At 55.7% G+C, this 26,350-nt stretch carries 25 protein-coding genes; 13 read left to right on the top strand and 12 right to left on the bottom strand.

Going from position 1 to position 26,350, the window contains the following annotated elements:
- Positions 1-80: 80 nt before the first annotated feature.
- Positions 81-2,246, top strand: a complete 2,166-nt coding sequence (fadB, locus tag GPM19_RS14295) for a fatty acid oxidation complex subunit alpha FadB (protein ID WP_160419694.1) — start codon at positions 81-83, stop codon at positions 2,244-2,246.
- A 26-nt stretch (positions 2,247-2,272) separates the two neighbouring features.
- A complete protein-coding gene (gene fadA / locus GPM19_RS14290; protein WP_160419693.1) occupies positions 2,273-3,451 on the top strand; it encodes an acetyl-CoA C-acyltransferase FadA in 1,179 nt (392 codons plus the stop codon).
- Between the two features lie 79 nt (positions 3,452-3,530).
- On the opposite strand, the gene GPM19_RS14285 is transcribed toward fadA, so the two are convergent.
- Complete coding sequence (locus GPM19_RS14285; protein ID WP_160419692.1) at positions 3,531-3,992, bottom strand: flavodoxin family protein; 462 nt, start codon at positions 3,990-3,992, stop codon at positions 3,531-3,533.
- A 119-nt stretch (positions 3,993-4,111) separates the two neighbouring features.
- Here GPM19_RS14285 and thpD point away from each other — a divergent pair, with 119 nt between their 5' ends.
- The gene (thpD, locus tag GPM19_RS14280; protein WP_319928137.1) at positions 4,112-5,059 is read left to right on the top strand and encodes an ectoine hydroxylase; all 948 of its coding nucleotides are present in this window, start codon (positions 4,112-4,114) and stop codon (positions 5,057-5,059) included.
- Between the two features lie 68 nt (positions 5,060-5,127).
- On the opposite strand, the gene GPM19_RS14275 is transcribed toward thpD, so the two are convergent.
- Positions 5,128-6,258 carry a histone deacetylase family protein gene (locus tag GPM19_RS14275; protein WP_319928136.1) on the bottom strand — a complete coding sequence of 377 codons (1,131 nt, stop codon included), beginning with the start codon at positions 6,256-6,258 and terminating at the stop codon, positions 5,128-5,130.
- Positions 6,259-6,431: 173 nt separating this feature from the next.
- Between GPM19_RS14275 and GPM19_RS14270 the strand changes: the two genes are divergently transcribed.
- The 8 genes from GPM19_RS14270 (at position 6,432) to GPM19_RS14235 (ending at position 14,088) form a co-directional block, all read left to right on the top strand.
- The gene (locus GPM19_RS14270) at positions 6,432-6,908 is read left to right on the top strand and encodes a YbhB/YbcL family Raf kinase inhibitor-like protein (RefSeq protein ID WP_160419691.1); all 477 of its coding nucleotides are present in this window, start codon (positions 6,432-6,434) and stop codon (positions 6,906-6,908) included.
- A gap of 352 nt (positions 6,909-7,260) precedes the next feature.
- On the top strand, positions 7,261-7,725 hold the full coding sequence (locus GPM19_RS14265) for an SUF system Fe-S cluster assembly regulator (protein WP_160419690.1): 465 nt from the start codon (positions 7,261-7,263) through the stop codon (positions 7,723-7,725).
- Positions 7,726-7,797: 72 nt separating this feature from the next.
- Complete coding sequence (sufB, locus tag GPM19_RS14260) at positions 7,798-9,240, top strand: Fe-S cluster assembly protein SufB (protein ID WP_160419689.1); 1,443 nt, start codon at positions 7,798-7,800, stop codon at positions 9,238-9,240.
- Between the two features lie 93 nt (positions 9,241-9,333).
- Complete coding sequence (sufC, locus tag GPM19_RS14255) at positions 9,334-10,086, top strand: Fe-S cluster assembly ATPase SufC (RefSeq protein WP_160419688.1); 753 nt, start codon at positions 9,334-9,336, stop codon at positions 10,084-10,086.
- Positions 10,083-11,429 (top strand): Fe-S cluster assembly protein SufD, encoded by a 1,347-nt coding sequence (gene sufD, locus GPM19_RS14250; protein WP_160419687.1) that lies wholly within the window; start codon positions 10,083-10,085, stop codon positions 11,427-11,429. The genes sufC and sufD overlap by 4 nt, the downstream gene beginning before the upstream one ends.
- A gap of 14 nt (positions 11,430-11,443) precedes the next feature.
- Positions 11,444-12,715, top strand: coding sequence for a cysteine desulfurase (locus GPM19_RS14245; protein ID WP_160419686.1), 1,272 nt, complete (start codon positions 11,444-11,446; stop codon positions 12,713-12,715).
- 9 nt (positions 12,716-12,724) lie between these two features.
- Complete coding sequence (gene sufT / locus GPM19_RS14240) at positions 12,725-13,294, top strand: putative Fe-S cluster assembly protein SufT (protein ID WP_160419685.1); 570 nt, start codon at positions 12,725-12,727, stop codon at positions 13,292-13,294.
- Positions 13,295-13,323: 29 nt separating this feature from the next.
- Positions 13,324-14,088, top strand: a complete 765-nt coding sequence (locus GPM19_RS14235) for a SanA/YdcF family protein (protein WP_160419684.1) — start codon at positions 13,324-13,326, stop codon at positions 14,086-14,088.
- Between the two features lie 37 nt (positions 14,089-14,125).
- Here GPM19_RS14235 and GPM19_RS14230 read toward each other — a convergent pair whose 3' ends face one another.
- The 4 genes from GPM19_RS14230 to GPM19_RS14215 form a co-directional block, all read right to left on the bottom strand.
- A complete protein-coding gene (locus GPM19_RS14230) occupies positions 14,126-14,572 on the bottom strand; it encodes a hypothetical protein (RefSeq protein ID WP_160419683.1) in 447 nt (148 codons plus the stop codon).
- An 88-nt stretch (positions 14,573-14,660) separates the two neighbouring features.
- Positions 14,661-15,569, bottom strand: coding sequence for a 30S ribosomal protein S6--L-glutamate ligase (gene rimK, locus GPM19_RS14225; protein ID WP_160419682.1), 909 nt, complete (start codon positions 15,567-15,569; stop codon positions 14,661-14,663).
- Positions 15,570-15,612: 43 nt separating this feature from the next.
- Positions 15,613-16,053 (bottom strand): ATP-dependent zinc protease family protein, encoded by a 441-nt coding sequence (locus GPM19_RS14220; protein WP_160419681.1) that lies wholly within the window; start codon positions 16,051-16,053, stop codon positions 15,613-15,615.
- 55 nt (positions 16,054-16,108) lie between these two features.
- Positions 16,109-17,149, bottom strand: a complete 1,041-nt coding sequence (locus tag GPM19_RS14215) for a DUF3549 family protein (protein ID WP_160419680.1) — start codon at positions 17,147-17,149, stop codon at positions 16,109-16,111.
- 286 nt (positions 17,150-17,435) lie between these two features.
- On the opposite strand from GPM19_RS14215, the gene GPM19_RS14210 reads away from it, so the two are divergent.
- Positions 17,436-17,768 carry a YqcC family protein gene (locus GPM19_RS14210; RefSeq protein WP_160419679.1) on the top strand — a complete coding sequence of 111 codons (333 nt, stop codon included), beginning with the start codon at positions 17,436-17,438 and terminating at the stop codon, positions 17,766-17,768.
- An 86-nt stretch (positions 17,769-17,854) separates the two neighbouring features.
- Here GPM19_RS14210 and GPM19_RS14205 read toward each other — a convergent pair whose 3' ends face one another.
- The 6 genes from GPM19_RS14205 to GPM19_RS14180 form a co-directional block, all read right to left on the bottom strand.
- Positions 17,855-18,478: an OmpW/AlkL family protein gene (locus GPM19_RS14205; protein ID WP_160419678.1), complete on the bottom strand. Its 624-nt coding sequence runs from the start codon at positions 18,476-18,478 to the stop codon at positions 17,855-17,857.
- A gap of 217 nt (positions 18,479-18,695) precedes the next feature.
- Positions 18,696-20,171 (bottom strand): sodium/proline symporter PutP, encoded by a 1,476-nt coding sequence (gene putP / locus GPM19_RS14200; protein WP_160419677.1) that lies wholly within the window; start codon positions 20,169-20,171, stop codon positions 18,696-18,698.
- 67 nt (positions 20,172-20,238) lie between these two features.
- Positions 20,239-23,430: a bifunctional proline dehydrogenase/L-glutamate gamma-semialdehyde dehydrogenase PutA gene (gene putA, locus GPM19_RS14195; RefSeq protein ID WP_160419676.1), complete on the bottom strand. Its 3,192-nt coding sequence runs from the start codon at positions 23,428-23,430 to the stop codon at positions 20,239-20,241.
- 205 nt (positions 23,431-23,635) lie between these two features.
- Positions 23,636-24,427, bottom strand: coding sequence for an AraC family transcriptional regulator (locus GPM19_RS14190; RefSeq protein ID WP_160419675.1), 792 nt, complete (start codon positions 24,425-24,427; stop codon positions 23,636-23,638).
- A gap of 78 nt (positions 24,428-24,505) precedes the next feature.
- Positions 24,506-24,868 carry a hypothetical protein gene (locus GPM19_RS14185; RefSeq protein WP_160419674.1) on the bottom strand — a complete coding sequence of 121 codons (363 nt, stop codon included), beginning with the start codon at positions 24,866-24,868 and terminating at the stop codon, positions 24,506-24,508.
- Positions 24,869-25,147: 279 nt separating this feature from the next.
- Positions 25,148-25,555, bottom strand: a complete 408-nt coding sequence (locus GPM19_RS14180; protein ID WP_160419673.1) for a CBS domain-containing protein — start codon at positions 25,553-25,555, stop codon at positions 25,148-25,150.
- A 526-nt stretch (positions 25,556-26,081) separates the two neighbouring features.
- Here GPM19_RS14180 and GPM19_RS14175 point away from each other — a divergent pair.
- Positions 26,082-26,240 carry a hypothetical protein gene (locus GPM19_RS14175; protein ID WP_160419672.1) on the top strand — a complete coding sequence of 53 codons (159 nt, stop codon included), beginning with the start codon at positions 26,082-26,084 and terminating at the stop codon, positions 26,238-26,240.
- The last annotated feature ends 110 nt before the right edge of the window (positions 26,241-26,350 follow it).

Genomic DNA, 26,350 nt, shown 5'->3' with positions numbered 1-26,350 from the left:
TCTCGCTCGACTCAACCAAGCTATCTTAATCAAACGACCGTATGAATGCGTGGCCAGTATGAATTTGTGGAGAATCGCGGATGATTTATCAAGGTAATGCCATTACGGTGGCTCGTGGTGCTGGAAACAGCAGCGATGATATCGCCACGCTCACCTTCGACTTGAAAAATGAGTCGATCAACAAGCTCTCAAGCGCGGTGGTGGCAGAGCTGGGCGAAGCGGTGCAAGCGCTGCAAGATGAAAAGAGCCTCAAGGGCTTGGTAATCGCAAGCGCCAAGGACGTGTTTATCGTGGGCGCCGATATCACCGAATTCCATGGTCTGTTCGACAAGGGTGAAGACTACCTGGTCGAAATGAACCTCAAGGTTCATGATATTTTCAACGCGATTGAAGACCTTCCATTTCCCACCGTGACGGCTATCAACGGCTTGGCGCTGGGTGGTGGTTGTGAAGTAGTGCTGACCACCGATTTTCGCGTGATGAGTGAATCCGCCAAGATCGGTCTGCCGGAAACCAAGTTAGGTATTTTGCCAGGCTGGGGCGGATGCGTACGCCTGCCGAGACTGATTGGGGCTGACAATGCCATCGAGTGGATTGCCGGTGGTACCGAAAACAAGGCATCCGCAGCGCTGAAGATGGGCGCTGTGGATGCAGTGGTTCCCGCTGACCAGCTGGAAGCCGCCGCACTCGACATTCTGGCGCGTGCTGATAGCGGGGAGCTCGACTACCAAACCCGCCGCGACGAGAAGAAACAGCCTCTCAAGCTTAACCCCATCGAACAGATGATGGCGTTCGAGACCGCCAAAGGGTATGTGGCAGGTAAGGCAGGCTCCCATTACCCAGCACCCGTCGAAGCGATCAAGGTAATTCAGAAGGGCGCCGGTGAACAACGCAGCCGCGCTCAGGCAATCGAGGCCAAAGCCTTTGCCAAATTGGCCCTGAGTGATGTGGCCTTCAATCTGGTCGGCTTGTTCATGAGCGATCAGTTGGTCAAGAAAAAGGCGGGAAAATACGAGAAGCAGGCCCAGTCCCTCGCCCTGACCGGGGTGTTGGGGGCCGGCACCATGGGCGGCGGCATTGCTTACCAGAGTGCTTCCAAGGGAACGCCGATCTTGATGAAGGATATCAAGGAAGAGGCGCTGGAAGCTGGGTTGAAGGAAGCCCGTAAGCTATTTACCAAGCAAGTCGAGCGCAAGAAACTCACACCCCAGAAGATGGCCGAACAGCTTTCCAGTATCCGGCCCACGCTTTCCTATGGCGATTTCGGTGATGTCGACCTGATCATCGAAGCCGTGGTCGAGAACTCCAAGGTCAAGGGAAATGTGCTTAGCGAAGTGGAAGGCCAGGTCAAGGAAAGCACTATTCTGACCTCCAATACCTCGACCATTTCAATCACTCGCCTGGCGGAAAACCTGAAGCGCCCCGAGAATTTCTGTGGCATGCACTTCTTCAACCCGGTGCACCGCATGCCGCTGGTGGAAGTGATTCGTGGCGAGAAAACTTCTGATGCAGCCGTCTCCGCCACCGTGGCGTACGCTCGCACCATGGGTAAGACGCCTATTGTGGTCAATGACTGCCCGGGCTTTTTGGTCAATCGGGTGCTGTTCCCTTATTTCGGCGGCTTCAATCTGCTGGTCGAGCAAGGAGCTGATTTTCAGCGCGTCGATAAGGTGATGGAAAAATTCGGCTGGCCCATGGGCCCGGCTTATTTGCTGGATGTGGTGGGCATGGATATCGCCATGCATGCCGGTGAGGTAATGGCGGAAGGCTTTCCGGAGCGCATGGCGCGCGATGACAAGACCATTATCCAAATCATGGTCGATAACCAGCGCCTGGGGCAGAAGAACGCCAAGGGTTTTTACGCTTACGAGGAAGACAAGAAGGGCAAGCCGAAAAAGGTCAGCGATGACGCGGCCAACGCCTTGGTCAAACAGGTGGTCAAGGCGGAAAAGGAATTCTCCGATGATGACATCATCGCCCGGATGATGGTGCCGCTATGTCTGGAGACTGTGCGCTGCCTGGAAGACGGAATCGTTGATTCCCCGGCGGAAGCGGATATGGCCTTGATATATGGCATCGGCTTCCCGCCGTTCCGCGGTGGTGCTCTGCGCTATATCGATGCGTTGGGGGTTGCCGAGTTCGTCAAGCGGGCCGAAAGCCTTTCCGAAGAACTCGGCCCGCTCTATGCACCCACCGACAAGTTGCGCCAGATGGCCGATTCCGGCGAACGTTTTTATTCCGCCTAATCCACCGCGACCAGGAGAAAGCAAAGATGAGTTTGAATCCCAGAGATATCGTGGTGGTCGATTGTGTCCGTACTGCCATGGCAAAAGTTAAAAACGGCGCTTTCCGTAATGTGCGCGCAGAAAATCTGTCCGCAGCCGTCATGCAGTCGTTGTTTACGCGTAATCCCAATCTTGACCCGTCCGAAGTCGACGATGTGATTTGGGGCTGTGTCAACCAGACCCTTGAGCAAGGTTATAACATTGCGCGTAACGCCGCGATCATGACCGGCATTCCGCATAGCGTGCCGGCACAAACGGTCAACCGCCTGTGTGGTTCTTCGATGAGTGCACTGCATATTGCCGCTGCCAATATCAAGGCGGGCATGGGCGATTTTTATATCATTGGTGGTGTCGAGCATATGGAGCATGTGTCCATGATGCACGGCGTGGACATCAACCCCTCGGCCAGCAAACATGTTGCAAAGGCCGCCATGATGATGGGCCTGACCGCCGAGCTGCTGGGCAAGATGAACGGCGTCTCGCGCGAGGAACAGGACAAGTTCGGTGTCCGCTCTCACCAGCGGGCGCAGGCGGCGATGGAAAAAGGTTACTTCGATAACGAGATCATCGGGATCGAAGGGCATGACCAGCGCGGCTTCAAGGTCATGGTCAAGCAGGACGAAGTCATCCGGCCGGATTCCAGCCTGGAATCCATGGCTAATCTCAAGCCGGTGTTCGACCCGCGTAACGGTACCGTGACCGCAGGCACTTCCTCGGCACTTTCCGTAGGCGCCTCGGGGATGGCGGTGATGAGCTACGAGCGCGCTCAAGCGCTGGGTCTGGAACCGATAGCACGGGTGCTTTCCACCGGTGTGGCAGGCTGTGATGCCTCGATCATGGGCTACGGCCCGGTGCCTGCATCCAAGAAGGCGCTCAAGGCCGCCGGTTTGACCAGCGATGATATCCAGACCGTCGAGCTCAACGAAGCCTTTGCCGCACAAGGGATTCCGGTACTCAAGGACCTCGGCTTTCTGGATGCACTGGATGACAAGGTCAATCTCAACGGCGGCGCGATTGCCTTGGGTCATCCGTTGGGCTGTTCCGGTTCGCGCATCTGCACCACCTTGCTCAATGTGATGCAGCAACGTGATACCACCCTAGGACTGGCCACCATGTGCATCGGCATGGGCCAAGGGGTCGCCACGGTGTTTGAACGCTTGAAATAACCCGGCGTACGATAAACGTCTTGTCAATCGACCAGTCTGCCCGGGGTTAATCTCAAAGGGAGGCTGGTTTTTTGGCTATTTAGAAAATCCCGCTTTCCAGGCCCGCCGCCAGATACAGCCCCAACTCCTCGACTTCCTCCACGAAGCTTTCCTGCCATTCACCGCGCAGGATCAAGGGTTCTTGAGCCCACTTCCAGCGCAAGCCAGTAACGATACTTTCCACCGCCCGTTGGGTGCCGGTGCCATCCCGGCCTGCGCGAATGTAGAGCGCGCATGGCAAACCTTGTTTTTCCTCCAGAACGGGATAGTAGCTTCGGTCGAAGAAATCTTTCAGTGCACCGCTCATGTAGCCCAGGTTTTCGGGGGTGCCGAGAAGAATTGCATCGCAGGCCATTACATCGTCCGGCCCAGCTTCGAGCGGCGGCTTGACGATGACCTCGATTGCTTCGATATCCGGGTGGCTTGCACCACGCTCGGCGGCCTCGCGCAGTTTCAGGGTGTTGGGGGAGGGCGCATGAGCCACTATCAGTAATCGTTTCATAGGTGAGAACCCCATCCTATTCGCAGTACATTTTCTTTCTGCTCAGTAAGGGTGGCTTTGCAGAAGACAGATTGACGGTCTAACTTTGATTAAAGATTACCAGGAGGTGATTGACAAACATGATTTGGCATCATGAGAGTTATCATAAAGGAGAGATTATGAATAATGTTCAAGATCTTTTTCCCACTCGGTTGGAACGTAAGCTAAGCATGTTCGAGCGTCTTGATCCTGTTGTTCACAGCGAAGGAGCGCAACGTAGTAAGGGCCCTTTGAATGAAGAGCAACTTGTCGAATACGAAAAAAACGGTTTTCTATTTTTTGAAAGTTTTTTTTCCAAGGAAGAAATGGATGCGTTCATTCAGGAGCTGAGTGACTATGAAGACGATGAGGACATCAAGCTTTCCGAGGGAACCATTCTTGAGCCTGGACGACAGGAAATCAGGTCTATTTTCGGCATTCATGAGGTGTCTGAACGTTTCAGTCGTTTGACGCGAGACCCGCGTCTGCTGGAAATGGTTTGGCAGTTATTGGGCGGTGATGTCTATATTCACCAATCACGAATCAATTACAAACCCGGCTTTAAAGGTAAGGGGTTCGATTGGCATTCCGATTTTGAAACTTGGCATAGTGAAGACGGTATGCCACGAATGCGCTCGTTGAGTTGCTCAATCATTCTGACCGATAACAATGAATTCAATGGCCCCTTGATGTTGGTGCCGGGTTCGCATAACCGTTTCATTCCCTGTGTAGGGCGCACGCCTGAAAATAATTACAAGGAGTCGCTCAAAAGCCAGTACGTCGGCGTTCCTGACGACACCAGCCTGCGTGAACTGATGGTCGACGAAGGCATAAAAGCCCCGAAAGGAAAAGCGGGCTCACTGGTGCTTTTCGAGTGCAATACTCTTCACGGCTCGAACATCAACATGTCTTGCTGGCCGCGAAGCAATCTGTTCTTTGTTTACAATCATGTCGATAATCAGCTACTCAGCCCTTTCTGCGGCAATAATCCAAGACCCGAATTTCTGGGAAGTCGCCACAACTGCGAGTCGTTGACTCCTTTCCGCTGAACGCGAGTGGCTCGCATGAAATCAGCAGATGTTCGACTTGCTGCTCAGATGTTATTGCTCTTGAGACATCAGTGGGCGGGCTTCGCTGGAGGCGCTGGTGTGTCGGGGCTGATAAAAGCATCGCGATGGAAGGCCGCAGCAGTTTCGACTTCCGCCACGCCGCAAATGCCGGGTTCGGGCGGTGTTTGGCCGGCGAGTACCGAAAGCACGGCTCTTGTGCCTTTCGCCAGCGATTCCAGGTTGTAGCCTCCTTCAAGCACAAATGCCAGACGACCATCGCAATGGCGTTGCGCCAATTGTTGCAGGATACCGGTCAGCGCCCCGAAACCTTCATAGGAAACGTTCAGTGCCAAGTCTTGCCAATGGGGGTCGAAGCCGGCTGATACCAGTATCAAATCCGGTTGAAACGCCTCTGCCGCCGGGGTCAATATTTCACGGAAGGCTTTGAGATACGCCTGGTCTCCCGACCCTGCCGGCAGAGGAACGTTGATGGTCGTGCCTTCACCCAGGCCGGCGCCGATATCTTCGAGCTGCCCGGAACCGGGATAGAAGGGAGCTGCGCGATGAATATCGAAGAACATGACATCCGGGTCGGCCCAGAAAATTTGCTGAGTGCCGTTGCCGTGATGAGCATCCCAGTCCACGATCAAGACGCGCTTGCAATCCAGCGCTTCCTTGGCATGTGCTGCGGCCACCGCGACATTATTGAATAGGCAAAAGCCGCGCGCTCGAACCGGTTCAGCATGGTGTCCCGGCGGTCTTGTCAGAGCGAATGCGCTGCGCGAACGCCCCTGTATCACGGCTTCAACGGCTGCAATGGCGGTGCCGGCCGCGACTTCGGCGGCCTCGATACTGCCGGGGGATACCGCCGTGGTATCCACATCAAGCCATGTATTGGTACCGCGTAAATGAAAGATATCGTGCAGATAAGAAGTGGTATGCACGCGGGCCAGTTGTTCATGCGTGGCTACTCGGCCGCCTTCAAAAAATAACCCCGGAATCGGTTCACTGTTCAGCAGGTTGAGAATGGCGGTCAAGCGTCCGGGGTGTTCCGGGTACCTCCAGGGCACGCCAAGACCGGAAAGTAGCAGTCGGATGCGTCGATCCATGCGCTCGTTCAGAAAATCGGCTTCGATATTCGGCTCATGGTCCAGCATGCGTTGATCGTAGAAAGCGATGACTTGGTTAATATCGGCCACTGTCGAGGCTCCTCGATATCTAACAAAAAGGCGTGAAGCGAAAAGCCACGCACACAAACTAGCTTGATTACAGCATAGCCTTTATTGCTTTCGGGTTGGCAGTAACGTTGACACTCCTTGGACGATCATCGACTCTTTTAACACACAGCTCATTTCTCAAGGAGGTAATTCCAATGGCATTCGCCTTGTCAGATATACAATTGGAGAGCCATGCATTTGGTAGTCACGAAGCAATTCCCGAAAAATACACCGGGGATGGTGAAGACGTGTCACCGGCGCTGAGCTGGAAGCAACCACCGGAAGGCACTAAGGGCTTTGCGCTGATTTGTCATGACCCGGATGCACCGCTGGTACAAAATGGAAGTTACGGCTTTGTCCATTGGGTGCTTTACAACTTGCAGGGAGATCTCACTCGGCTGGAAGAAGGCACTCAGGAAGGAACGGGTGGCAAGAATGATTTTGGCAAACTGGGTTATGGTGGCCCCATGCCCCCGGAGGGTCATGGCATTCACCATTATTACTTCTGGGTGCTGGCGCTGGATGACATGACGCAGCTTTCCGAGGGGCTGACATTGCCTCAACTGCTGGAGGAGCTGGAGCCGCATATTCTGGGTATGAACCGCCTGATCGGTACCTATCGGCGGGGTTGAATTATCCAGTCAGGTGGGGCGTAAACGGTAGCCCGATGAAATTGAAGTCCGAGTTTGTCAAGAAGGCTTGAGAGAGCCGATACCGACAAAACGTCCTGCGGCCAAAAGCTGCAGGGCGTTTTTTTATGTATGGAGAAAAAGCTTAGACGCCCTGCAAGTGGCTTGAAGGACCATCCTGGCAGCTCATAATGAATGAGAATGATTGGCGTTATTGTTGGTAATGGCGCCGAACGTGCCAGGAAAATACAATAATTGCAGCGCATTTTGCTCAAGGGCTTCACATCATTTTTATACAGGACTAAAATGGTACCCAATCAATCCCATTCAGGTGAATCACACCGGGGTACCCAATATGCTCAAGCTTTCGCGGTTGACTGATTATGCGGCAGTGGTCATGGCCCAGATTGCGCGTTACCCGCACAAGCCGCATGCGGCGGCTGAACTGGCCCAGGCGGTGACGCTGCCACAGCCGACTGTCAGCAAGACACTTAAAATGCTGGTGCGCGCGGGCCTTTTGGTTTCACAGCGAGGCGCGCAGGGCGGCTATTGCCTGGCGCGACCGGCATCCCAGATCACGGCGGCTGATATCATCGCCGCCATTGAAGGCCCGGTGGCCATGACCGAATGCAGCCAGGCCGAGGGCGACTGTGAGCTGGCGGCTACCTGCGGTGTATCGGATAACTGGCAGCGAGTCTCGTTGGCTATCCGCTCATTGCTGGATAGCGTCACCCTGGCCCATCTGGCCGACACCGCACCGATCAAGCTACCGGTACAGCTACCCATTCAAAGTATCAGTCTTGCGGCCGAGTCGGCCTGAGGTTGCTCATTATTTTAAAGCTTACGGCGAGCCTGTTGCTCGCCCACCCAACTGCCCGGGAGGGGAATTACCATGGCAACTGAAGAAATGGAACAGTTGGTTCGTCGCGATTATAAAGAAGGCTTCGTTACCGACATTGAAAGTGAAACCGTTCCGCCTGGTCTGGATGAAAGCACCATCGCCTTTATTTCCAACAAGAAAGGCGAGCCGGACTGGATGCTTCAATGGCGTCTCGATGCTTACCATCAATGGCTGAAAATGAAATCGCCATCCTGGGCGCATCTGGATTATCCGCCTATCGATTATCAGGCGATTTCTTACTACAGCGCGCCCAAGCGCCCCGAAGACATGCCGCAAAGCCTGGATGAAGTCGATCCCAAACTTCTGGAAACCTACGAGAAGCTGGGTATTCCGCTGCATGAGCGTGCGGCGCTCGCCGGTGTGGCGGTGGATGCGGTATTCGATTCCGTGTCGGTCACCACCACCTTCAAGAAGGAATTGGGCGAGGCCGGCGTCATCTTCTGCTCGATTTCCGATGCGATCCGCGACTACCCGGAACTGATCAAGCAGTACCTAGGCACAGTGGTTCCGGTGGCTGACAACTACTTTGCGGCACTCAACTCGGCAGTATTTACAGACGGCTCCTTCGTGTTCGTGCCGGAAGGTGTGACCTGCCCGATGGAGTTGTCCACGTATTTCCGGATCAACGCCGCCAATACCGGTCAGTTCGAGCGCACCCTGATCATCTGCGAGAGCCGCGCCCAGGTATCGTATCTGGAAGGCTGCACCGCGCCGATGCGCGATGAAAATCAGCTGCATGCCGCCGTGGTCGAGCTGGTCGCCCTGGAGGATGCTTACATCAAGTACTCCACGGTACAGAACTGGTATCCCGGCGATGAAAATGGCATAGGCGGTATCTACAACTTTGTCACCAAGCGCGGTGATTGTCGTGGTGACCGTTCGCGGATCAGCTGGACGCAGGTCGAGACCGGTTCGGCAATTACCTGGAAATATCCTTCCTGTGTGCTGCGCGGCAAGGAAAGTGTCGGTGAATTCTACTCGGTTGCGGTAACCAACGGTCGCCAGCAGGCCGATACCGGCACCAAGATGATCCATATCGGCGAAGGCACGCGTTCCTATATCGTTTCCAAGGGCATTTCCGCCGGACGCTCGGATCAGTCCTACCGTGGCCTGGTCAAAATCGGTCCAAGAGCCAAGGGCGCGCGTAACTTTACTCAGTGCGACTCCCTGCTGATCGGCGATACTTCCGGCGCGCATACCTTCCCTTATCAGGAAATCGGTAACAGCACGGCGACCGTCGAGCATGAAGCGACCACCTCGAAAATCGGTGAGGACCAATTGTTTTATTGCCGCAGCCGGGGCATTTCCGAAGAGGATGCGGTCAGCATGATCGTCAACGGCTTCTGTAAGGATGTATTCCAGGAATTGCCGATGGAATTCGCCGTGGAAGCCGAAGCCCTGCTGAACGTCACGCTGGAAGGTGCCGTGGGTTAAGACGTCGTCCATTGGGGCGAATAGGCCTGGATAGTCGGTCATCATATTTATCGAAGCCGCCGAGGCGGCTCGTCAGGATCAAAGGTAATCATCATGCTCGAAGTCAAAGATCTGCACGTTACTGTCGAAAAGAAAGAAATTCTCAAAGGCTTGAACCTGACCATCAAGGCTGGCGAAGTGCACGCCATCATGGGCCCCAACGGGGCGGGCAAGTCCACGCTTTCAGCGGTCATCGCCGGCAAGGAAGGCTATGAGGTGACGTCCGGCTCGATCACTTTCGAAGGCCAGGACGTGCTCGAAATGGAAATCGAAGAGCGTGCCCAGGCCGGTTTGTTGCTGGGTTTCCAATACCCGGTGGAAATTCCGGGGGTCAAGAACATCTATCTGCTCAAGGCTGCATTGAACGCCCAACGTGCGGCCCGCGGCGAAGGCGATATTCCAGCGCCCGAGTTCATGAAACTGGTCAAGGAAAAGATCGCCCAGATGCAGATGGACCCGAGCTTTCTGCAGCGTGCGGTGAACGAAGGTTTTTCCGGTGGTGAGAAAAAACGTAACGAAATTCTGCAAATGCTGGTGCTGCAACCCAAGCTTGCGATGCTCGATGAAATCGACTCCGGCCTGGACATCGATGCCATGCGAGTGGTCGCCGACGGCGTCAACAGCTTGAGAGACAGCAAGCGTGCCATTCTCTTGGTAACTCACTATCAGCGGCTGCTGGACTACATCGTGCCGGACAAGGTTCACGTCCTGATGGATGGACGCATCGTCAAGAGTGGCGATGCCGAGCTTGCCAAGGAACTTGAAGTTCAGGGTTACGAAGACATCGTCGAGGAGCCGGCAGCATGAGCGAAGTTATTCATTTTCTGGACGTACTGAAAAAACGTCTCGCACAGCGTGGCTCGGAACCGACCTGGATTGCCGCTAGACGCCAAGCCGGTGCGGCACGCTTCGAAGCCATGGGCTTTCCCACCCGGCGCGATGAGGCCTGGAAATATACCAATGTGCGCCAGATCGCCCAGGGACACTTCGAGCTGGCGGAAGACGCCGACTATTCCTCGGCCAAGGCGGCGGCACTGACCTTGCCCATCGATGCCTACCGGCTGACCTTTGTCGATGGTGTGTTCTCCGCCAGGCTTTCGGATATGGAAGGGCTGCCCGAAAGCGTTCAGGTAATGCCGCTTTCCCAGGCACTGGAACAAAATCACGAAGCGGTAGGGGGGCCCTTGGGTCGCTTGACCGGCGTGGAGTTTTCGCCGTTCTCGGCACTCAATACGGCGTTCATGGAAGAAGGGGCGGTGATTCGTCTGGCGCCGGGAACGGTAGTCGATAAGCCCATTATTCTGCAGTTTGTGTCTCGCGCGGGTGAGCAGCCGGTGATGAGTCACCCCCGGGTACTGATTGAAGCGGCCGGACGCAGCCAGGCGACCGTGATCGAGCACCATATGGGCGATAGCGATGCGGCCAATTTCACTAACCTGGTCGCAGAAATCATGCTCGATCGTGGTGCGATTCTGACCCACTACAAGCTGCAGGAAGCACCGCTTGCCGACCTGCACATTGCCAGCATTCATGTGGAACAGCGTCGCGACAGTCGTTATACCTCCTACAACTTGAATCTGGGTGGGGGCCTGGTGCGTAATGATCTGGTGACCGATCTTAATGGCCAGGGTGCCGAAGCCAATTTCTATGGCCTGTTCTATGGCCAGGGTCGTCAGCACGTGGATAACCATACATTGGCCAACCACAATGCGCCGCGGACGTTTTCCAACGAAAATTACAAGGGCATCCTGGACGATCGCGCCCATGGCGTATTCAACGGCAAGGTAGTAGTCAAGCGTGACAGCCAGAAAATCGAAGGCTTCCAGAGCAATGCCAACCTCCTGCTTTCGGATCGCGCCGAGATCGATACCAAGCCGGAACTTGAGATCTACGCCGACGACGTCAAATGTTCTCACGGTTCGACCACCGGTCAGCTGGACAAGGAAGCGATCTATGCGTTGCGTACCCGGGGCATCGATGAGCAGACCGCACGTGGCTTGCTGACGCTGGCGTTCGCTGGGGAAGTCATGGAGCAGGTAGATATCGATGCGATTACCGAAAGAGTCGAGCTAGCGGTGGCCGGTAAGCTGCCGGAACGTTTCAATCTGGCCGGGTTGGTGGAAATTGCCGCCGCCTTCAATGAGGCGTAAGCCGAGGAGTAGCCATGACACAATCCGCCATTGACCGTGCACCTGAGCGTATCCTGGAAAGCGTGCCATTCGATGTGGAGCAGGTGCGTGCGGATTTTCCCATTCTTTCACGCCAGGTTCATGGCAAGCCCTTGGTCTACCTGGATAACGCGGCTACCAGCCAGACGCCACGCCAGGTGATCGATGTATTCAGCGACTATTACAGTCGTTACAACGCCAATATTCATCGTGGCCTGCACACCTTGGCGGATGAAGCCACGGTGGCTTATGAGGACACACGCGAAACCGTACGCGCCTTTCTCAATGCCGAGCATCGCCGCCAGATCATCTTCACCCGCGGGACCACGGAAGCCATCAATCTGGTCGCCAATAGCTGGGGCCGAGCCAACCTGAAGCCCGGTGATGAAGTGCTGATCTCGATGCTTGAGCACCACTCCAACATCGTGCCCTGGCAATTGCTGGCGGCGGAGTTGGGGCTGGTGATCAAGGTCATTCCGGTGGATGAGCGTGGTGTGCTGGATATCAGCGCCTACCAGGCCTTGTTGACCGAGCGCACGCGGCTGGTGGCGGTGAATCATGTGTCGAATGCGCTGGGAACCATCAATCCGGTACGCGAGATGGCGGCCATGGCGCATGCTCATGGGGCTTTGATACTGGTCGATGGCGCCCAGGCGACACCGCATCAGATAGTGGATGTGCGCGAGATCGACGCCGATTTCTACGCGTTTTCCGGCCACAAGGTTTATGGTCCTACCGGGGTAGGCGTGCTGTACGGCAAGCTCGAATTACTTGAGGCGATGCCGCCATGGCAGGGCGGCGGTGAAATGATTCAAACCGTATCGTTCGATGTGCCGACTACCTTTGCCGCTGTGCCGCACAAGTTTGAGGCGGGTACGCCACCGATTGCCGAAGTGATCGCCCTGGGGGCGGCGTTAAGGTGGGTGGAAAGTATCGGTCTTTTTGCCATCGGTGCCTGGGAGCAGCAGTTGTTGCAGCATGCGACTCGGGCGGTAAGTGACATCGAGGGTCTGCGGATTATAGGGACCGCCCCGCATAAGGCCGGTGTACTGTCATTCGTGGTGGAAGGCGCTCATCCCCAGGATATCGGTCTATTGATCGATCAGCTTGGAGTGGCCATACGTACCGGCAATCATTGCGCTCAACCGCTATTGGCGCAATTCGGAGTCGAAGCTACATGCCGTGCCTCTTTTGCAGCTTACAATACCCTTGAAGAGGTCGACGTTTTCGCGGCCGCACTCACCCGTGTGGTTAACATGGTGCGCTGAGAGAGGCCTATGGATATCGAGCAGATTACTCAACTGGCCAAAGGCCAGTCATTACCCTTGCAACGCGATGTGGATGCCATTGCCATTCCTTTCGGCAAGACGGAAACCCTACCGGAAGACAGCGTGGTCAGCGTGATGCAGGCCAAGGGCAGCTCGGTAAGTGTGGGGTTTGGCGGGCGCCTCTACTTGATCGAAGGCCGTAATCTGGATGCTTTGGGGTTGGAGCCATTACCCCGTCCGAGCCTGCCTGAAGAGGCCAGCGACGAGGAAATCGAACAGTTTGTCTGGGATCAGTTGAAAACCTGCTTTGACCCGGAAATTCCAGTCAATATAGTCGATCTAGGCCTGGTTTATGGCTGCCGCATCGAACGCTTGATCAGTGGCGAACGAATTGTCACTATTCGCATGACATTGACTGCGCCCGGTTGCGGTATGGGTGATGTGATTGCGGCCGATGCGCGCAACAAGATTCTAGGGGCGCCACAAATCAGCAAGGTTCATACGGAAATTGTGTTCAGCCCCCCTTGGAGCCGTGACATGATGAGTGATGAGGCAAAGCTGGAACTGGGCATGTTCTGATCTGCCTCTGAGCGAGCTCAAGGAACGCCATGTATCGGCTGTTGCAGAAAGGGCTAAAGAAGGGCCTGAAGATAGTTTTGATGTCGCTGGGGGCGTTGCTGCTTCTGGCGATATTCGTGTTGGTGGCCGGCAATGTATGGGTGCTAGCCCATACCTCAACCTATATCGAACGTGATGTTCACCAGTGCGGTCCTGAGCGGGTAGCGATTGTATTCGGCACCTCGAACTGGACCCGCAGCGGCGCACGTAATCCCCACTTCAATGGGCGCATGCTTACCGCCGCCAACTTGATCGAGCATCAACAGGTAGATCATTTGTTGATCTCAGGCGATAACCGCACCCAAGCCTACAATGAACCTCGGGCGATGTGGCGCGACCTGAATCGGCGTGGTGTGACGGCCGAGCAGATGACCATGGATTTTGCGGGGTTCAGTACCTTCGATACCTTATCGCGTGCCCAAGGGGTGTTTAAGGTGGAAAAAGCGGTGCTGGTGACTCAGGCCTGGCATCTGCCTCGGGCGGTGTATATCGGCCGGGCGCTGGGAATGGAGGTGAGAGGGTGTGCCGCGCTTGAACGCCCGGTTGCAGGTGTGTGGCGACTCAAGCTTCGAGAGTGGGTGGCGCGCGTAGCGACCTTGGGGGATCTATATCTGTGGAGGCGTGAACCGTATTTTCTCGGACCGGTAGAACCATTGATAATAGACGTTCAGCAGCCATACCCCCTTGAGATTATCGAAGAGGGTGTGGAAGGCAGGGAGGATTCAGTCGCTCCTCGGTTACTCGATTCTCGATAGCTCTGATTCTCAGCCGCCCAGATTCTCAGCAGCCATGTCAGCGTCTGGCCTTTTGCTTTTGCAAGGCGTAAAGCTCGCGGATCAAGGTGCGGCAGCCTTTAATACATTCTTCCACTACCGGCTCGATAGGTGCTGGAAGTGGATGAGTGAATAGGGTCGAGAGTGCCTGCATCAACACACGTTCCTGTTCCAGGAGTTCGTTGATCAAGACTTGACTATCGTTACCCACGAAGCTTTTCAGCCGGCTCCACAGCCACAAGAAATCGTCGCGTTCGACATCCGCTTCGCGTGGCAGCATCTTGAGATGCGTTCTGGCCAGTTCCTGCAGCTTGTGCATCTGCTCTAACCTGGCTTCGTAATGCGGTTTTAAGGCATCGCGCAGCGAGGGACGCAGGCGTTCGAGATTGTCCTGGAAATAATCGATGCTGTCGGCCAAGGCTTCCAGTGCGTTATCCATCGCCACTTGGCGATTGTCGAGAAACATGAGCGTCTACCTCCTTCGGTGACGCAGATTGTGGGGGTGGCAGCGTTGTTTTGCCACCCCTCTAAGGGATTATTTTGGTGCTTTTACCTTAGCCTTTTGGCTTGGTGGGTGTTTTACGCGGTATTACGGCATTTTTTTCAATATGTTCGATGATCAAGCCGGCAATATCTTTCCCGGTGGCGTTTTCGATGCCTTGCAGTCCTGGCGAGGAGTTGACCTCCATGATTACCGGGCCATGATTGGAGCGTAACAAATCCACACCAGCGACGCGTAGCCCCATGGCCTTGGCCGCACGAATAGCGGTCGAGCGTTCTTCCGGGGTGATGCGAATCACACTGGCGGTGCCGCCACGATGCAGGTTGGAACGAAATTCCCCTTCGGCGGCCTGACGCTTCATGGAGGCGACCACTTTATCGCCGATCACCAGGCAGCGAATGTCGGCACCTCTGGCTTCCTTGATGTATTCCTGCACCATGATATTGGTTTTCAGGCCCATGAAGGCTTGAATCACTGATTCCGCCGCCTGGTTGGTTTCCGCCAGTACTACCCCGATACCCTGGGTGCCTTCCAGCAGTTTGATCACCAAGGGCGCTCCCTTGACCATGGTGATCAAGTCCGGAATGTCATCGGGGGAATGAGCGAAGCCGGTAATCGGTAATCCGAGACCCTTGCGCGAAAGTAATTGCAAGGAACGCAGCTTGTCGCGAGAACGGGTGATGGAGACAGAGTCGTTGAGCACATAAGTGCCCATCATCTCGAACTGACGCAAGACCGCGCAGCCATAGAATGTCACCGAGGCGCCGATACGCGGGATCACTGCATCGAAGTGTTCGAATTCCGCGCCCTTGTAGTGAATCGAGGGATGATGAGAGGCAATGCTCATGTAGCAGCGCAGCGTATCCACTACGCGTGCGCTATGGCCACGGCTTTCAGCCGCTTCCACCAACCGGCGGGTCGAATAAAGGTTGCGATTGCGGGACAGCAAAGCAATATGCATGAAAGACTCCGGATCGTGGCCAGGTAAAGGGTAAAGGGTTAGGTCAAGGTTCGCCGTGCAAGAACGCTGCGCCGGGCGCTATCAGAAAACGGCGCATGGCACGACGACCCAATAGCATTGGGTGGCGCATGTCACGCCGGTCGGTCAGGGTGAGCTCCACCGGGAACTCCATCTCCCCCATCTGTAGCAGCGTACGGATCACGTAACGCCATTCCATCTGGCCGTTGGAGCTGGTGACTTTTCGCCGATCATAAAGATGCACCCGCAGGCGGTGCCCGGGGGTGGCCGGGCCGCCGCTATGGGTGATGAAACTGACCCACAGCTGGCCATGCTCGTCTTCGAATGTTTCAAACTCTTCGGCATGCAGCGCAGAGGTGCGTGCTCCACTATCGATCTTGCAGCACAGGTGCAAGCCAAGTTCCGGCAGGGTGACCATTTCTCGACGGCCGATCACTGCCTTGGCTTGATAAGGCAATTCCTTCACAAGAGACTCCTTGGGCATGCTTTAACGTACCGCAATGGTTGCATGCGACTGATGGTTACATGCGACTGGAAGGTGCGGAAAGCTCGGTTAGCTTGGCTTTGGTGGCGGAGGAGGCGTGCGCATCGCGCAGACACATCACGACCGGCAAGCGTAGGCGTGGAATCGATGCCAGGTCGCGTACCACGGCAGCGAAATCGCTACGCGGCTCCTTCGCCAGGCATTCGAGAAAGCAAGGTAGACGCTCAGCGTCTTCCAGATGTTCCCAGCCACGGGCGGCAATGGCGGCAAGCAGGTCGGGTCCACACGCTGCGTTATCTGCAAGCAGGTTGTCGAACCATTCGCCTGTCGCGGGGTGGTCGGTACCGCCCACGGCGCGGACACAGCAGCACAAGGTTTCTATATCACCGGCCTGGGCGGCTTGCTCCCCGCGTACGCGCAATGCAGCCATCAGCGTTTCGCCTGGTGCAACGTGCTCCAGGCAATAGCATAGAGAGTGCAATACCGGCTCGGGAAGGCTCGGCAGGCGCTCGGCCAATTGCTGTTCGGCTGCGGTGTCCATGTGTATCACAAAATCGGCAAGTCCCTGTAGCCCTAAGGCTTGCCAGTCGAGTTCTTGCTGACGGCTGACGTAGGCTTCCACCAGTTCCAGGTGCTGGCTGGCGGGTTGGGCAAGGTCATGGCTGGCGCGAGCATGCATGATGGCCTGAAAGCTCAGGCTGGGGGTGAACACCAGGGGATTATCTTTCATCAGGTTGTCGATTTGCTGGGTATCGTTGCGCCCCACCTGACTGACGTTATGCCCCAGGGTTTCCAACAAACGTTGTAAAAACGCATCACGGGGGGCGGGGTCGATCTGGCCTAGCTCATCCAGGGAAAGCGCCAGAAACCAGATGGCCGGTTCTGCAATATCACCCAGGCGAAACATGATCGCCAAGCGTGCCTTGCCTTGCCAAGGGTCCGGCCAGGCCGCATTTTCATGCTCGAACTGGGCAAGCACGTTTCGGGCGCAGGGTGTGACTCGCCTGCCCATATGGTAAAGGGTGACGCTCGCGCCGCTGCGAGTAAAAAAATCATCAAGGGTGTGAATTGGTTGCATGGCATCCTTCCGCGTTTCAAGCGTGCACTTTACCTTGCAGATGAGCGGCTGTCAGCCGTATATAAGGAATAATCACGGCTTCAATGGGAACAGAAAGGTCAAAAAATGACCAAATTTCTCAAAGCCCGCAGGGGTAGGCTAAGCGACATCCTTCCATAGCTTATCCACAGGCTCTTGCAAGTTTTCTGTGAATCTTTGGATGACGCCTGGCAATGGCTATCAGCGGTGGAAAACCTCAAAAATAGCCGTGATAATAAGCCAACACTTTTTAATAACCAGGCATGACATGACGGAATATCAACAGCTTGAAATTGCTTTGCAACGCCTTGAAACAGCACTTGAAGAGGCGGGCTTGTGGCGCATGACGCCTCCCGAAGCGTCGGCGTTCACCAGCAAACAACCGTTCTGTGTGGATACCATGACGTTACCGCAATGGCTGCGTTTTGTATTTATCCCCCGCCTTGGTGCGCTAGCGGAGGCGCAAGGCTCCCTGCCGGCGCGTTGCGAGGTGGCGCCCGCGCTCGAGACCTATCTGCAACAGGCAAATGTACCTGCCACTGAGCGCGTAGCGATACTCCGGACGGTGGAAGAGGTGGACCGGCTGGTAACGGAGAATTAACTTTCTAAACACCAGATAGCAAAAAGCCAATACCCGCCGGAAGGCGGGCATTGGCTGGACACTGAAGACCTTACGACAAGGCTAGCTTAGAAACGGTAGCTGAGGCCACCCATGACCACTAACGGGTCTATTTCGACGGTACCGGCATCTGCGCCACCAACCTTGGCATCGGTATCGATATCGATGTACCAGGCTGCAGCATTGAGTGCCCAGTTGTCATCGATCAATAGGTCGATACCCACCTGGCCGGCCGCACCCCATGAATCATCGAGTTCCAATGAAGCACCGATATCGGTTTCTTCCTCGAAGAAGTTAGTGTAGTTGATGCCCGCGCCGATATAAGGCTGAATGCGTGCTTCTGTGCCTCCCAGCGGGTAGTACTGAACTGTCAGGGTAGGCGGCAGGTGCTTGGTAGAACCACCGGTAACACCTTCGACCTCTAGATTATGCTCGAATGGCAGCGCGGCCAGCAGCTCGACTCCCATCTTGTCATGGAAACGGTAACCCAAGGTGAAAGCTAAATTTGTTTCCGAGTCGACATTGACGTCGGCTCCGAGAACTTCCCCATTATCGCTTTTCGGATCCACCTTCGCCGCACCTACACGGGTAAAGAAATCACCTTCGCCATAGGCAAGCGCTTGGGTGCTGGTGGTGAAAGCGGCGGCGGCAATGCCGGCGGCGAGAAGGGCAGGCAAAGTCATTTTATGCATGAGGACACTCTTGTGGAATAGATTGGCTGATAGTCGCTGAGAACCGATGAAAGCGATTCTAACCAGCTGTGCCTATGCAGTTATTGATCCAGCGCAAGAGTTTATTCCTCGGTAGTCGCACCCGGTGACTTATATAATACAGCCCAAACAAAAGACCGCCCGAAGGCGGTCTCTTACTAGCTTGGTTTGCTTGCTTCTTTATAGAACCAACCGAACCTCAGCTCTGATCGTAAGTATCGAACTCGGCAGTGATGGCATCGCTGGGAGGCGCTGTTGCCAGGCTGGCGACCACAATCGCGATGTAAGCCAGGATCACGCCGGGGACGATCTCGTACAGATCGAAGATACCGCCGGAGATCTCAGCCCAGAGCACCACGGTAACACCGCCCACGATAATACCGGCAAGCGCGCCCCACTGGTTCATGCGGCGCCAGTAAAGCGCCATGATCAAGGCCGGACCGAAGGCGGCACCAAAGCCTGCCCAGGCGTAGGAGACCAGTCCCAGAACGTTGGATTCCGGATTGAGCGCCAGCATATAGGCCAAGGCGGCGATACCGATGACCGCAAAACGACCTACCCAGACCAGCTCGGTTTGAGAGGCATCCTTGCGGAACAGCGCTTTGTAAAAGTCATCGGTCAGTGCAGAGGATGACACCAGCAGCTGGGAATCCGCTGTGGACATTACCGCAGCCAGAATGGCGGCCAACAGCACACCGGCGATCACCGGATGGAAGATGGCATTCACCATGACCATGAAGATGGTTTCGCCATCGGCCAGGTCGCGCTCGATGAAACCCACGCCCAACAGACCCACTGCGATGGCACACACCAGGGTCAGTGCGGACCAGGTGACTGCAATGCGGCGTGCGGCGGGAATGTCGGCTTCGCTGCGAATGGCAGCGAAGCGCGCCAGGATATGCGGCTGGCCGAAGTAACCCAGGCCCCATGCCAACGAACTGACGATACCCACAAAGCTCAAGGCTTCACCGGTGGAGGCATCACGGAACCAGCTGAGCATGTGCTCGCTTTGCCCCGCCAAGGCTTCCGCGGCACCTGTCGAACCCACATCCATGAAGGCCACGACTGGGACGATCAGCAGCGCGACCGCCATCATCAAGCCTTGAATCAAGTCGGTCCAGGATACCGCCAAAAACCCACCGAAGAAGGTGTAGGAGATGATGGCGATGGTGCCGATGGTCACGGCGATCGAGTAATCGTAACCGAATACCGTTTCGAACAGCTTGCCGCCTGCCACCAGACCGGAACTTGTGTAGAACAGGAAGAACATCAAGATGAAGATCGCCGAAATGACCCGCAACAGCTGTGAGTTATCGCGGAAACGCTTGGCGAAGAAATCCGGCAAGGTAAGGGAGTCGCTGGCCTTGAAGCTGTAAAGGCGCAGACGACGCGCCACGAGCAGCCAGTTGAGCCAGGTGCCTATCAGCAGACCAATCGCAATCCAACTGGCTGAAATGCCGCTGATGTAGGCAGCGCCGGGCAGACCCAGCAACAGCCAGCCTGACATGTCCGATGCCCCGGCGGAAATCGCGGAAGTCCAGGGTCCAAGTGAGCGGCCGCCGAGAATATAGTCGGACAGGTTGTTGGTACGTTTATAAGCGACGACACCGATACCCAGCATCAGTATCAAGTACGCCACGAAGGTAAAGGCAATGCCCAGGTTGTTTTGAACCATGATACGTTTCCTTTCCAGGAGTCAGGTTGGTTTTATAGTTGCTTCATTCAACATTTGATGAGGTGTTTCACTCATCGCCCAGCGCCAATAGCGATGCATTGCCACCCAGAGCAGCGGTATTATTGGTGAGGGTTTTTTCCGTGGCAAAGCGCAGCAGGTAATGCGGCCCGCCTGCCTTGGGGCCGGTCCCGGAAAGCCCCATTCCACCGAAAGGTTGTACACCGACCACCGCTCCAATGATGTTACGGTTGATGTAGACGTTCCCAGCGCGAATTTTCTGCGCTATTTCGGCGGCGAAAGACTCGTTACGACTATGCACACCGAAGGTCAGGCCATAGCCTCGGCCATTGATGTCGTCGATGACCTGATCCAGCTCGCCGGCCTTGTAGCGCACGATGTGCAATATCGGGCCGAACTGCTCATGCTCGAGTGCCTTGATGCTATCGATCGTGAATGCGACCGGTGCCACAAAGGTGCCATGTTCGGTCTGTTCGGTCGTCAACGGTGTTTCAGCTACCAGGCGTTTTTCCCCCTTGAGCTTTTCAATGTGAGCATTGAGGCCTTTACGGGCATCTTCATCGATCACCGGGCCGACATCGGTGCCCAGGTCGCGCGGGTCGCCGATACGCAACTCGTTCATGGCGCCTTTGAGGATTTCAATCACCCGGTCCGCAACGTCATCCTGCAAGTACAGGACACGCAAGGCGCTACAACGCTGCCCGGCACTCTGGAATGCTGACTGAATCACGTCCACCACGACTTGCTCGGGAAGGGCGGTGGAGTCGACAATCATGGTATTCATGCCGCCGGTTTCCGCCACCAGGGTCGGCAGGGGGGCATTTTCCCGTGCCGCCAGGGCGCGGTTGATGATCTGAGCGGTGTCGGTACCCCCGGTGAAAACCACCCCGGTGACCCGTGGATCGGAGGTCAGAACGCTGCCGACAGTCGGCCCATCACCGGGTAACAGTTGCACGACATCACGCGGCATGCCGGCTTCGTATAAAAGCTCGATGACACGGTGCGCGACGATGGACGTCTGTTCGGCAGGCTTGGCCAGCACGGTGTTACCCGAGACGGCGGCAGCAACCACTTGGCCGCAGAAAATTGCCACTGGAAAATTCCAAGGGCTGATCGCCGCGAACACCCCTTTGCCGCCCATTATCAAGCGGTTGGATTCCCCGGTGGGGCCAGGAAGCTCAGTGGCTTCGCCGAACGTCTCCTCGGCACGCATGGCGTAATAGCGGCAGAAATCCACAGCTTCGCGGATCTCGTCCACGCCGTCGGTCAGCAACTTGCCGCCTTCGCGTGAGCACAGCGTCATCAGCTCCGCCATATGCTCTTCCATCAAATCGCCCAGACGACGCAGGATGGCGGCACGTTCGGCAATGGGCGTGGCTTCCCAACGCGGGAAAGCGGCCCAGGCGGCATCCAGGGCTTTGCTTGCCTGCTCCTTGGTGGTCCATTGCACGCTACCCACCTGCTTGCGCCGGTCGAACGGGCTGGTCACTGTCTTGAGTTGAGCAGCATCGTCGGCGACGTCAAAGGCCAGCAGCGGCTTGGCGCGGTAGGTGACGTCCATGAAGCTGGCCATCTGCTTCATCAGCGGCTGGTAATGGCTGCGAATATTCAGGTTCACGCCACGAGAATTGCGCCGCGCCGGACCGTAGATGTCCCGGGGTAACGGAATATTGGGATTGGACAGCGTCTTGTACTTACGCAGGCTGATCACCGGATGCTGGCACAGCCATTCCACCGGGACGTCCGGGTCGACCAACTGATGGACAAACGAAGAATTGGCCCCATTTTCCAGCAGTCGGCGCACCAAGTAGGGGAGGAGGTCCTTATGCGCCCCCACCGGCGCATAGATACGGCAATAAGTACCTTTCGGAGCACGCTGCAAGGCGGCTTCGTAAAGGGCTTCGCCCATGCCGTGCAGACGCTGAAACTCGAAGGGGCGCTTGTTCTGGTTGGACACATCGAGAATGGCGGTCACGGTATGCGCATTGTGCGTGGCGAACTGAGGGAAAATCCGCTCCCTTGTCGCATCACTGAGCAAGAATTGCGCGCAGGCCAGGTACGCAACATCGGTACAGGCCTTGCGGGTGAAGACCGGGTAGCCTTCCACTCCGATCTGCTGGGACTCCTTGATTTCGGTATCCCAGTACGCGCCCTTGACCAGGCGCAGGGGAATTTCATCGCCCTGTTGGTCGGCAAGACGGTTGATATAGTGCAGCACCGGCAGCGCACGCTTGGCATAGGCCTGAATGACCAGACCAAAATGCCCCCAGCCTTTTACCGCCTCGCTTTCATAGACCGCGCGGAAGACTTCCAGCGACAGCTCCAGACGGTCGACTTCTTCGGCGTCGATGGTCACCGCCACATTGAGCTTGCGCGCACGGCTAACCAGTGCGATCACGGTATCGACCAGCTCGGTGAGAACTTGCTCGCGGCGACCGAATTCATAGCGCGGGTGCAGCGCCGAGAGTTTGATCGAAACCGAGGGCGAAGGCGTCTTGGCGGAAAGCGTCTTGCAGGTCTTGCCTACCTGGTCGATGGCTTTGGCGTAATCATCGAAGTAACGCTTGGCATCGTCACGAGTGCGAGCGGCTTCCCCAAGCATGTCGTATGAATAGGTATAGCCTTTATCGAACAGCGGCTTGGAGCGTTTGAGGGCTTCGTCGATATCCCGACCCAGGACGAACTGCTTGCCCATGATCTTCATGGCTTCATACATGGCGCGCCGAATGACCGGCTCGCCCAGGCGGTTGACCATACGATTAATGAAGGTCGCCGGTTGCCCTTCCTTGGGGTGATCCATCTTGAGCACACGGCCAGTCATCAATAACCCCCAAGTGGAGGTATTGACCAGCCAGGAGTCGCTTTTACCGATATGCGCTTGCCAGTCCGCCGGGCCGAGCTTGTCTTCGATCAAGGCATCGGCAGTCGCCTTATCAGGAATGCGCAACATGGCTTCGGCCAGGCACATCAGCATCAGGCCTTCGTGAGTATCGAGGCTGTATTGCTGCAGCAGCTCATCGATGGTGTCCACGGCGGTATCCATCTGGCGTACGTCGCGGACCAGCTCTGCGGTGCGTTGCTCGATACGGTCGAAGTCTTCACGATCCGTGTCCAGAAGCTTGATCAGTTCACCGACGTAGATATCTTCGTCGACAAGGTAATGGTCGCTGATACGGGCCATCAAGGTGTCGAGATCGGTTTGCCAGGTGGCAGGATCACGTAGTTTCTTGGCGTTGAGCATCGAAGCCCCCGAAGGTCTAAGCAATAACGGAAGGGTAATACCGGGCATAACACCCAATCTAATCACCGAATGTAATGCGCGGGGTTATTTGCTGCATGTCGGTTTCGACGCAAAACATGCTAATTTCAAGGCAAATTAAGTAACTTTACTACCTTAGTCTAGTTCTTGAGCCTCAACTAAACAGTTGGAAGCGGCAAAGGGGTCGTCATCGTTTGTGGTATTGACTGTGCAGCCAAGTTTGACGCAGTTGACGTGGTGATAATCCATAATTGCGCCGGAACGCATGGGAAAGCGCACTTTGGTTGGCAAACCCGGTTTGCACGGCAATATCAGCCAGGGGCGTGCGGCTGGTAAGTAACAGGTGTCGAGCGCTAGTCAGGCGTTGACGCTTGACGTATTGCCAGGGAGAAAGACCGGTTTGTGCACGAAAGCAGCTGGAAAAATGCGTTTCGCTCAAACAGGCCAGACGAGCGAGATCCGCGACGCGTAACTCATCCCCTAAATGCTGCTGAATATAACGGTTCAGCAGGGACATGTTCAGGCGCTTGCGGCCATGAGGAGCCTCGTCTCCCAGCCTGGCCTTGAGGGAGCCCAATAGCGTGACGGCAAGACGGTCCTGCTGCAAGGCGCCGGCTTCACCGAGTCCGCATTGCTGGTTCAGCTCGATATCGACAAATGCCAGATAATGGCGAAGGGCCTTGTCGAGAGTAAAAAAGCGCGGTGCATCGAACAAGGCCACCAACTCGCGATGGTCGCCGGTCAAGGCGGGGGCGTCCTCGGGAAGATCGAGAATCAATTGACGGTTATGGCCGCTGCCCGAGTAATAATGTTCATGATTGGCAGGGACGATGCAGCCTGCAAACGCATTGACATGTCCGCCCAATCCTTCTATCTCGAATTCCGCCGCACCGCTCAGCGTGATGACTAGCTGATGAAAATCATGGGAGTGATGGCGAGTGGCCCGCTCCAAGGGAATTTGACGAATAATGCTGGGCATGGAATGTCTCCTGAGCAAGACTGAGGACTGCTATGGTTGCGCGAGATCCGCAGCGTTAGCTTGTACCGCTAGCGGAAGCTAATATTGCTCGCGCAGCGACGTATGTGCCGCCAAGTGGTCGCGCAATCCCTTCAATTCCGCCTGGCCTTCTTGATCCAGCAACGGCTTGCCTTGGGCTACCCGCCAATGGCGCCCATGAGCTTCCATCAAACGTGCCGCACGGCGTCGTATTCCATCGAGATAGTCATCATGACGAATCGGATAGCCGATAATGGTATTCCACTCCGTTTCACTGACCTGGCTGTTCAGGGCCTTGTCGAACAATGCCAATAAATCATTGGGCTGGGTGCGGTATCGCGGCGTACGAGAGTTGAGCAAGATAATCACCATCGCACCGATAATCAGCAGACAGACAGCAAAAACCAGCAAAAAAAGAGCCACTACTATACTCCATCGGATGTGAGCAACGTCGATTCACCGTCACGTTTGGCCAACCTGCAAGTATACCCGGTAAGAGCGGAAAACGAAGATTTTGCCTTTTTGCGAACTTTCTGTGCGATCAGTGTCAGATAAAGTGAGGCAACACAGCGATAGCAGTCGCTAGGAATGTTGCACTTGCTTATTGTTTTCGATCCCTTGTTTCCGCCGCTCTCACGAGTGGCGGTTTTTTTTGTCGCTGATTTTGCTAACAATGAAATCGGCATGTGCTGGATACCGGGATCAGTGTCGACGAACGTGCAGAAGTGCATTGAGAATGTCACGGCGAGTGACGATGCCGACCAACCGGCGCTGTTCGACGACGGGATACACCTTGGGTTTGATGCCGAGCATTTCCTGGGCCAGGTCGGTAATGCCCTTGTTGGGTGTGACGGTCAAGACCTCATGCCGCATTAATTCCTTGACCAATGGCGGCTCGTCATTGTGGTACAGGCTTTCCAGCACTTTCCCTAGAACATCCTGTTCGGAAATGAAACCGACGAGATGGTCGTGATGGTCGACCACAGGCACGCCGGGCAAGCGGTGCAAGGCCAACCCTTTAGCAAGCGTGGTGATGGATGTCTCGGGAGAGACTCGGTAACAATCCCTGGACATGATGTCGCGAACGATCTCGGGCATTTTGCCAGCCATGTCTAAGCTCCTTCTCGTACCGATATACAAATGAGATTCTTCAACTGTAGGTGATTTATCCGTTCATGTTTCGATAAGGCACTCACGACTTTCAACGTTTTCAAGCGACAGGGCTGTTCGACAGGTTAAATGATGTCTCTCCCCTACTCTAAATCCCCAAACGAATTGTCAATAAGCTCAACCAGGTTCAGCAGGGCAGGGGTGTCGTTGTTCGACCTCCAGGCCATCCACAGGGGCATGTCGCCTCTAGGTGCAGAAAGCGGATGCCCGGTGTGGGATGCGAGCTGCTGGTGGCCGGACGATGGCGATATCCAGGCCGGCAGCCACCATGCGATCATAGTAAACCGGTGAGGCGCTACGAAAGCCCCAGACGAAGTCGGCATTCTTTAACAGCTGCTGGAATAATGGTCACCCCCCAATCGCATCGGTCGAGTCGAGTTAAAGCGACTAAAGGTGAATGGCTTGGACTAAAGTCTTATGGGCGGGTATACTGTTAGCATACTCACGATATGACGATTCTAATCCCATGACTATCCAGACGCTTTCACGCAGCATGCCCATCACCGCCCCTGAGGCCTCCCTGATCAAGCGAATGGGCGAATCCGCCTCTCGGCTGTTCGAGCGGATGACCGAATCCACTTATCGTCGACGCAAGGCCCACTTGCTGAACCACTTTTATATCTAGTGGAAGAGGTTGTGCTTGGCTCAAGGCGAGCCAGAGCAACATGACATAACGAGAAGAGCCAGCGCATTGCGCTGGCTCTTCTCGTTGGGGAGGGCAGGGTCAGGGGCGAT

Origin of the sequence: Vreelandella zhuhanensis (assembly GCF_009793355.1) — a bacterium.
In the GTDB taxonomy this organism is placed as follows: domain Bacteria; phylum Pseudomonadota; class Gammaproteobacteria; order Pseudomonadales; family Halomonadaceae; genus Vreelandella; species Vreelandella zhuhanensis.
The sequence above is the reverse complement of the archived record's forward strand: the minus strand, read 5'-3'. Positions and strand labels throughout refer to the sequence as shown.

Excerpts from the sequence above, each read along its gene's own strand:
- fadB (WP_160419694.1), top strand. The coding sequence starts at position 81 with ATGATTTATCAAGGTAATGCCATTACGGTGGCTCGTGGTGCTGGAAAC.
- fadA (WP_160419693.1), top strand. The coding sequence starts at position 2,273 with ATGAGTTTGAATCCCAGAGATATCGTGGTGGTCGATTGTGTCCGTACT.
- GPM19_RS14285 (WP_160419692.1), bottom strand. The coding sequence starts at position 3,992 with ATGAAACGATTACTGATAGTGGCTCATGCGCCCTCCCCCAACACCCTG.
- thpD (WP_319928137.1), top strand. The coding sequence starts at position 4,112 with ATGATTTGGCATCATGAGAGTTATCATAAAGGAGAGATTATGAATAAT.
- GPM19_RS14270 (WP_160419691.1), top strand. The coding sequence starts at position 6,432 with ATGGCATTCGCCTTGTCAGATATACAATTGGAGAGCCATGCATTTGGT.
- GPM19_RS14265 (WP_160419690.1), top strand. The coding sequence starts at position 7,261 with ATGCTCAAGCTTTCGCGGTTGACTGATTATGCGGCAGTGGTCATGGCC.
- sufB (WP_160419689.1), top strand. The coding sequence starts at position 7,798 with ATGGCAACTGAAGAAATGGAACAGTTGGTTCGTCGCGATTATAAAGAA.
- sufC (WP_160419688.1), top strand. The coding sequence starts at position 9,334 with ATGCTCGAAGTCAAAGATCTGCACGTTACTGTCGAAAAGAAAGAAATT.
- sufD (WP_160419687.1), top strand. The coding sequence starts at position 10,083 with ATGAGCGAAGTTATTCATTTTCTGGACGTACTGAAAAAACGTCTCGCA.
- GPM19_RS14245 (WP_160419686.1), top strand. The coding sequence starts at position 11,444 with ATGACACAATCCGCCATTGACCGTGCACCTGAGCGTATCCTGGAAAGC.
- sufT (WP_160419685.1), top strand. The coding sequence starts at position 12,725 with ATGGATATCGAGCAGATTACTCAACTGGCCAAAGGCCAGTCATTACCC.
- GPM19_RS14235 (WP_160419684.1), top strand. The coding sequence starts at position 13,324 with ATGTATCGGCTGTTGCAGAAAGGGCTAAAGAAGGGCCTGAAGATAGTT.
- GPM19_RS14230 (WP_160419683.1), bottom strand. The coding sequence starts at position 14,572 with ATGTTTCTCGACAATCGCCAAGTGGCGATGGATAACGCACTGGAAGCC.
- rimK (WP_160419682.1), bottom strand. The coding sequence starts at position 15,569 with ATGCATATTGCTTTGCTGTCCCGCAATCGCAACCTTTATTCGACCCGC.
- GPM19_RS14215 (WP_160419680.1), bottom strand. The coding sequence starts at position 17,149 with ATGCAACCAATTCACACCCTTGATGATTTTTTTACTCGCAGCGGCGCG.
- GPM19_RS14210 (WP_160419679.1), top strand. The coding sequence starts at position 17,436 with ATGACGGAATATCAACAGCTTGAAATTGCTTTGCAACGCCTTGAAACA.
- GPM19_RS14205 (WP_160419678.1), bottom strand. The coding sequence starts at position 18,478 with ATGCATAAAATGACTTTGCCTGCCCTTCTCGCCGCCGGCATTGCCGCC.
- putP (WP_160419677.1), bottom strand. The coding sequence starts at position 20,171 with ATGGTTCAAAACAACCTGGGCATTGCCTTTACCTTCGTGGCGTACTTG.
- putA (WP_160419676.1), bottom strand. The coding sequence starts at position 23,430 with ATGCTCAACGCCAAGAAACTACGTGATCCTGCCACCTGGCAAACCGAT.
- GPM19_RS14190 (WP_160419675.1), bottom strand. The coding sequence starts at position 24,427 with ATGCCCAGCATTATTCGTCAAATTCCCTTGGAGCGGGCCACTCGCCAT.
- GPM19_RS14180 (WP_160419673.1), bottom strand. The coding sequence starts at position 25,555 with ATGGCTGGCAAAATGCCCGAGATCGTTCGCGACATCATGTCCAGGGAT.
- GPM19_RS14175 (WP_160419672.1), top strand. The coding sequence starts at position 26,082 with ATGACTATCCAGACGCTTTCACGCAGCATGCCCATCACCGCCCCTGAG.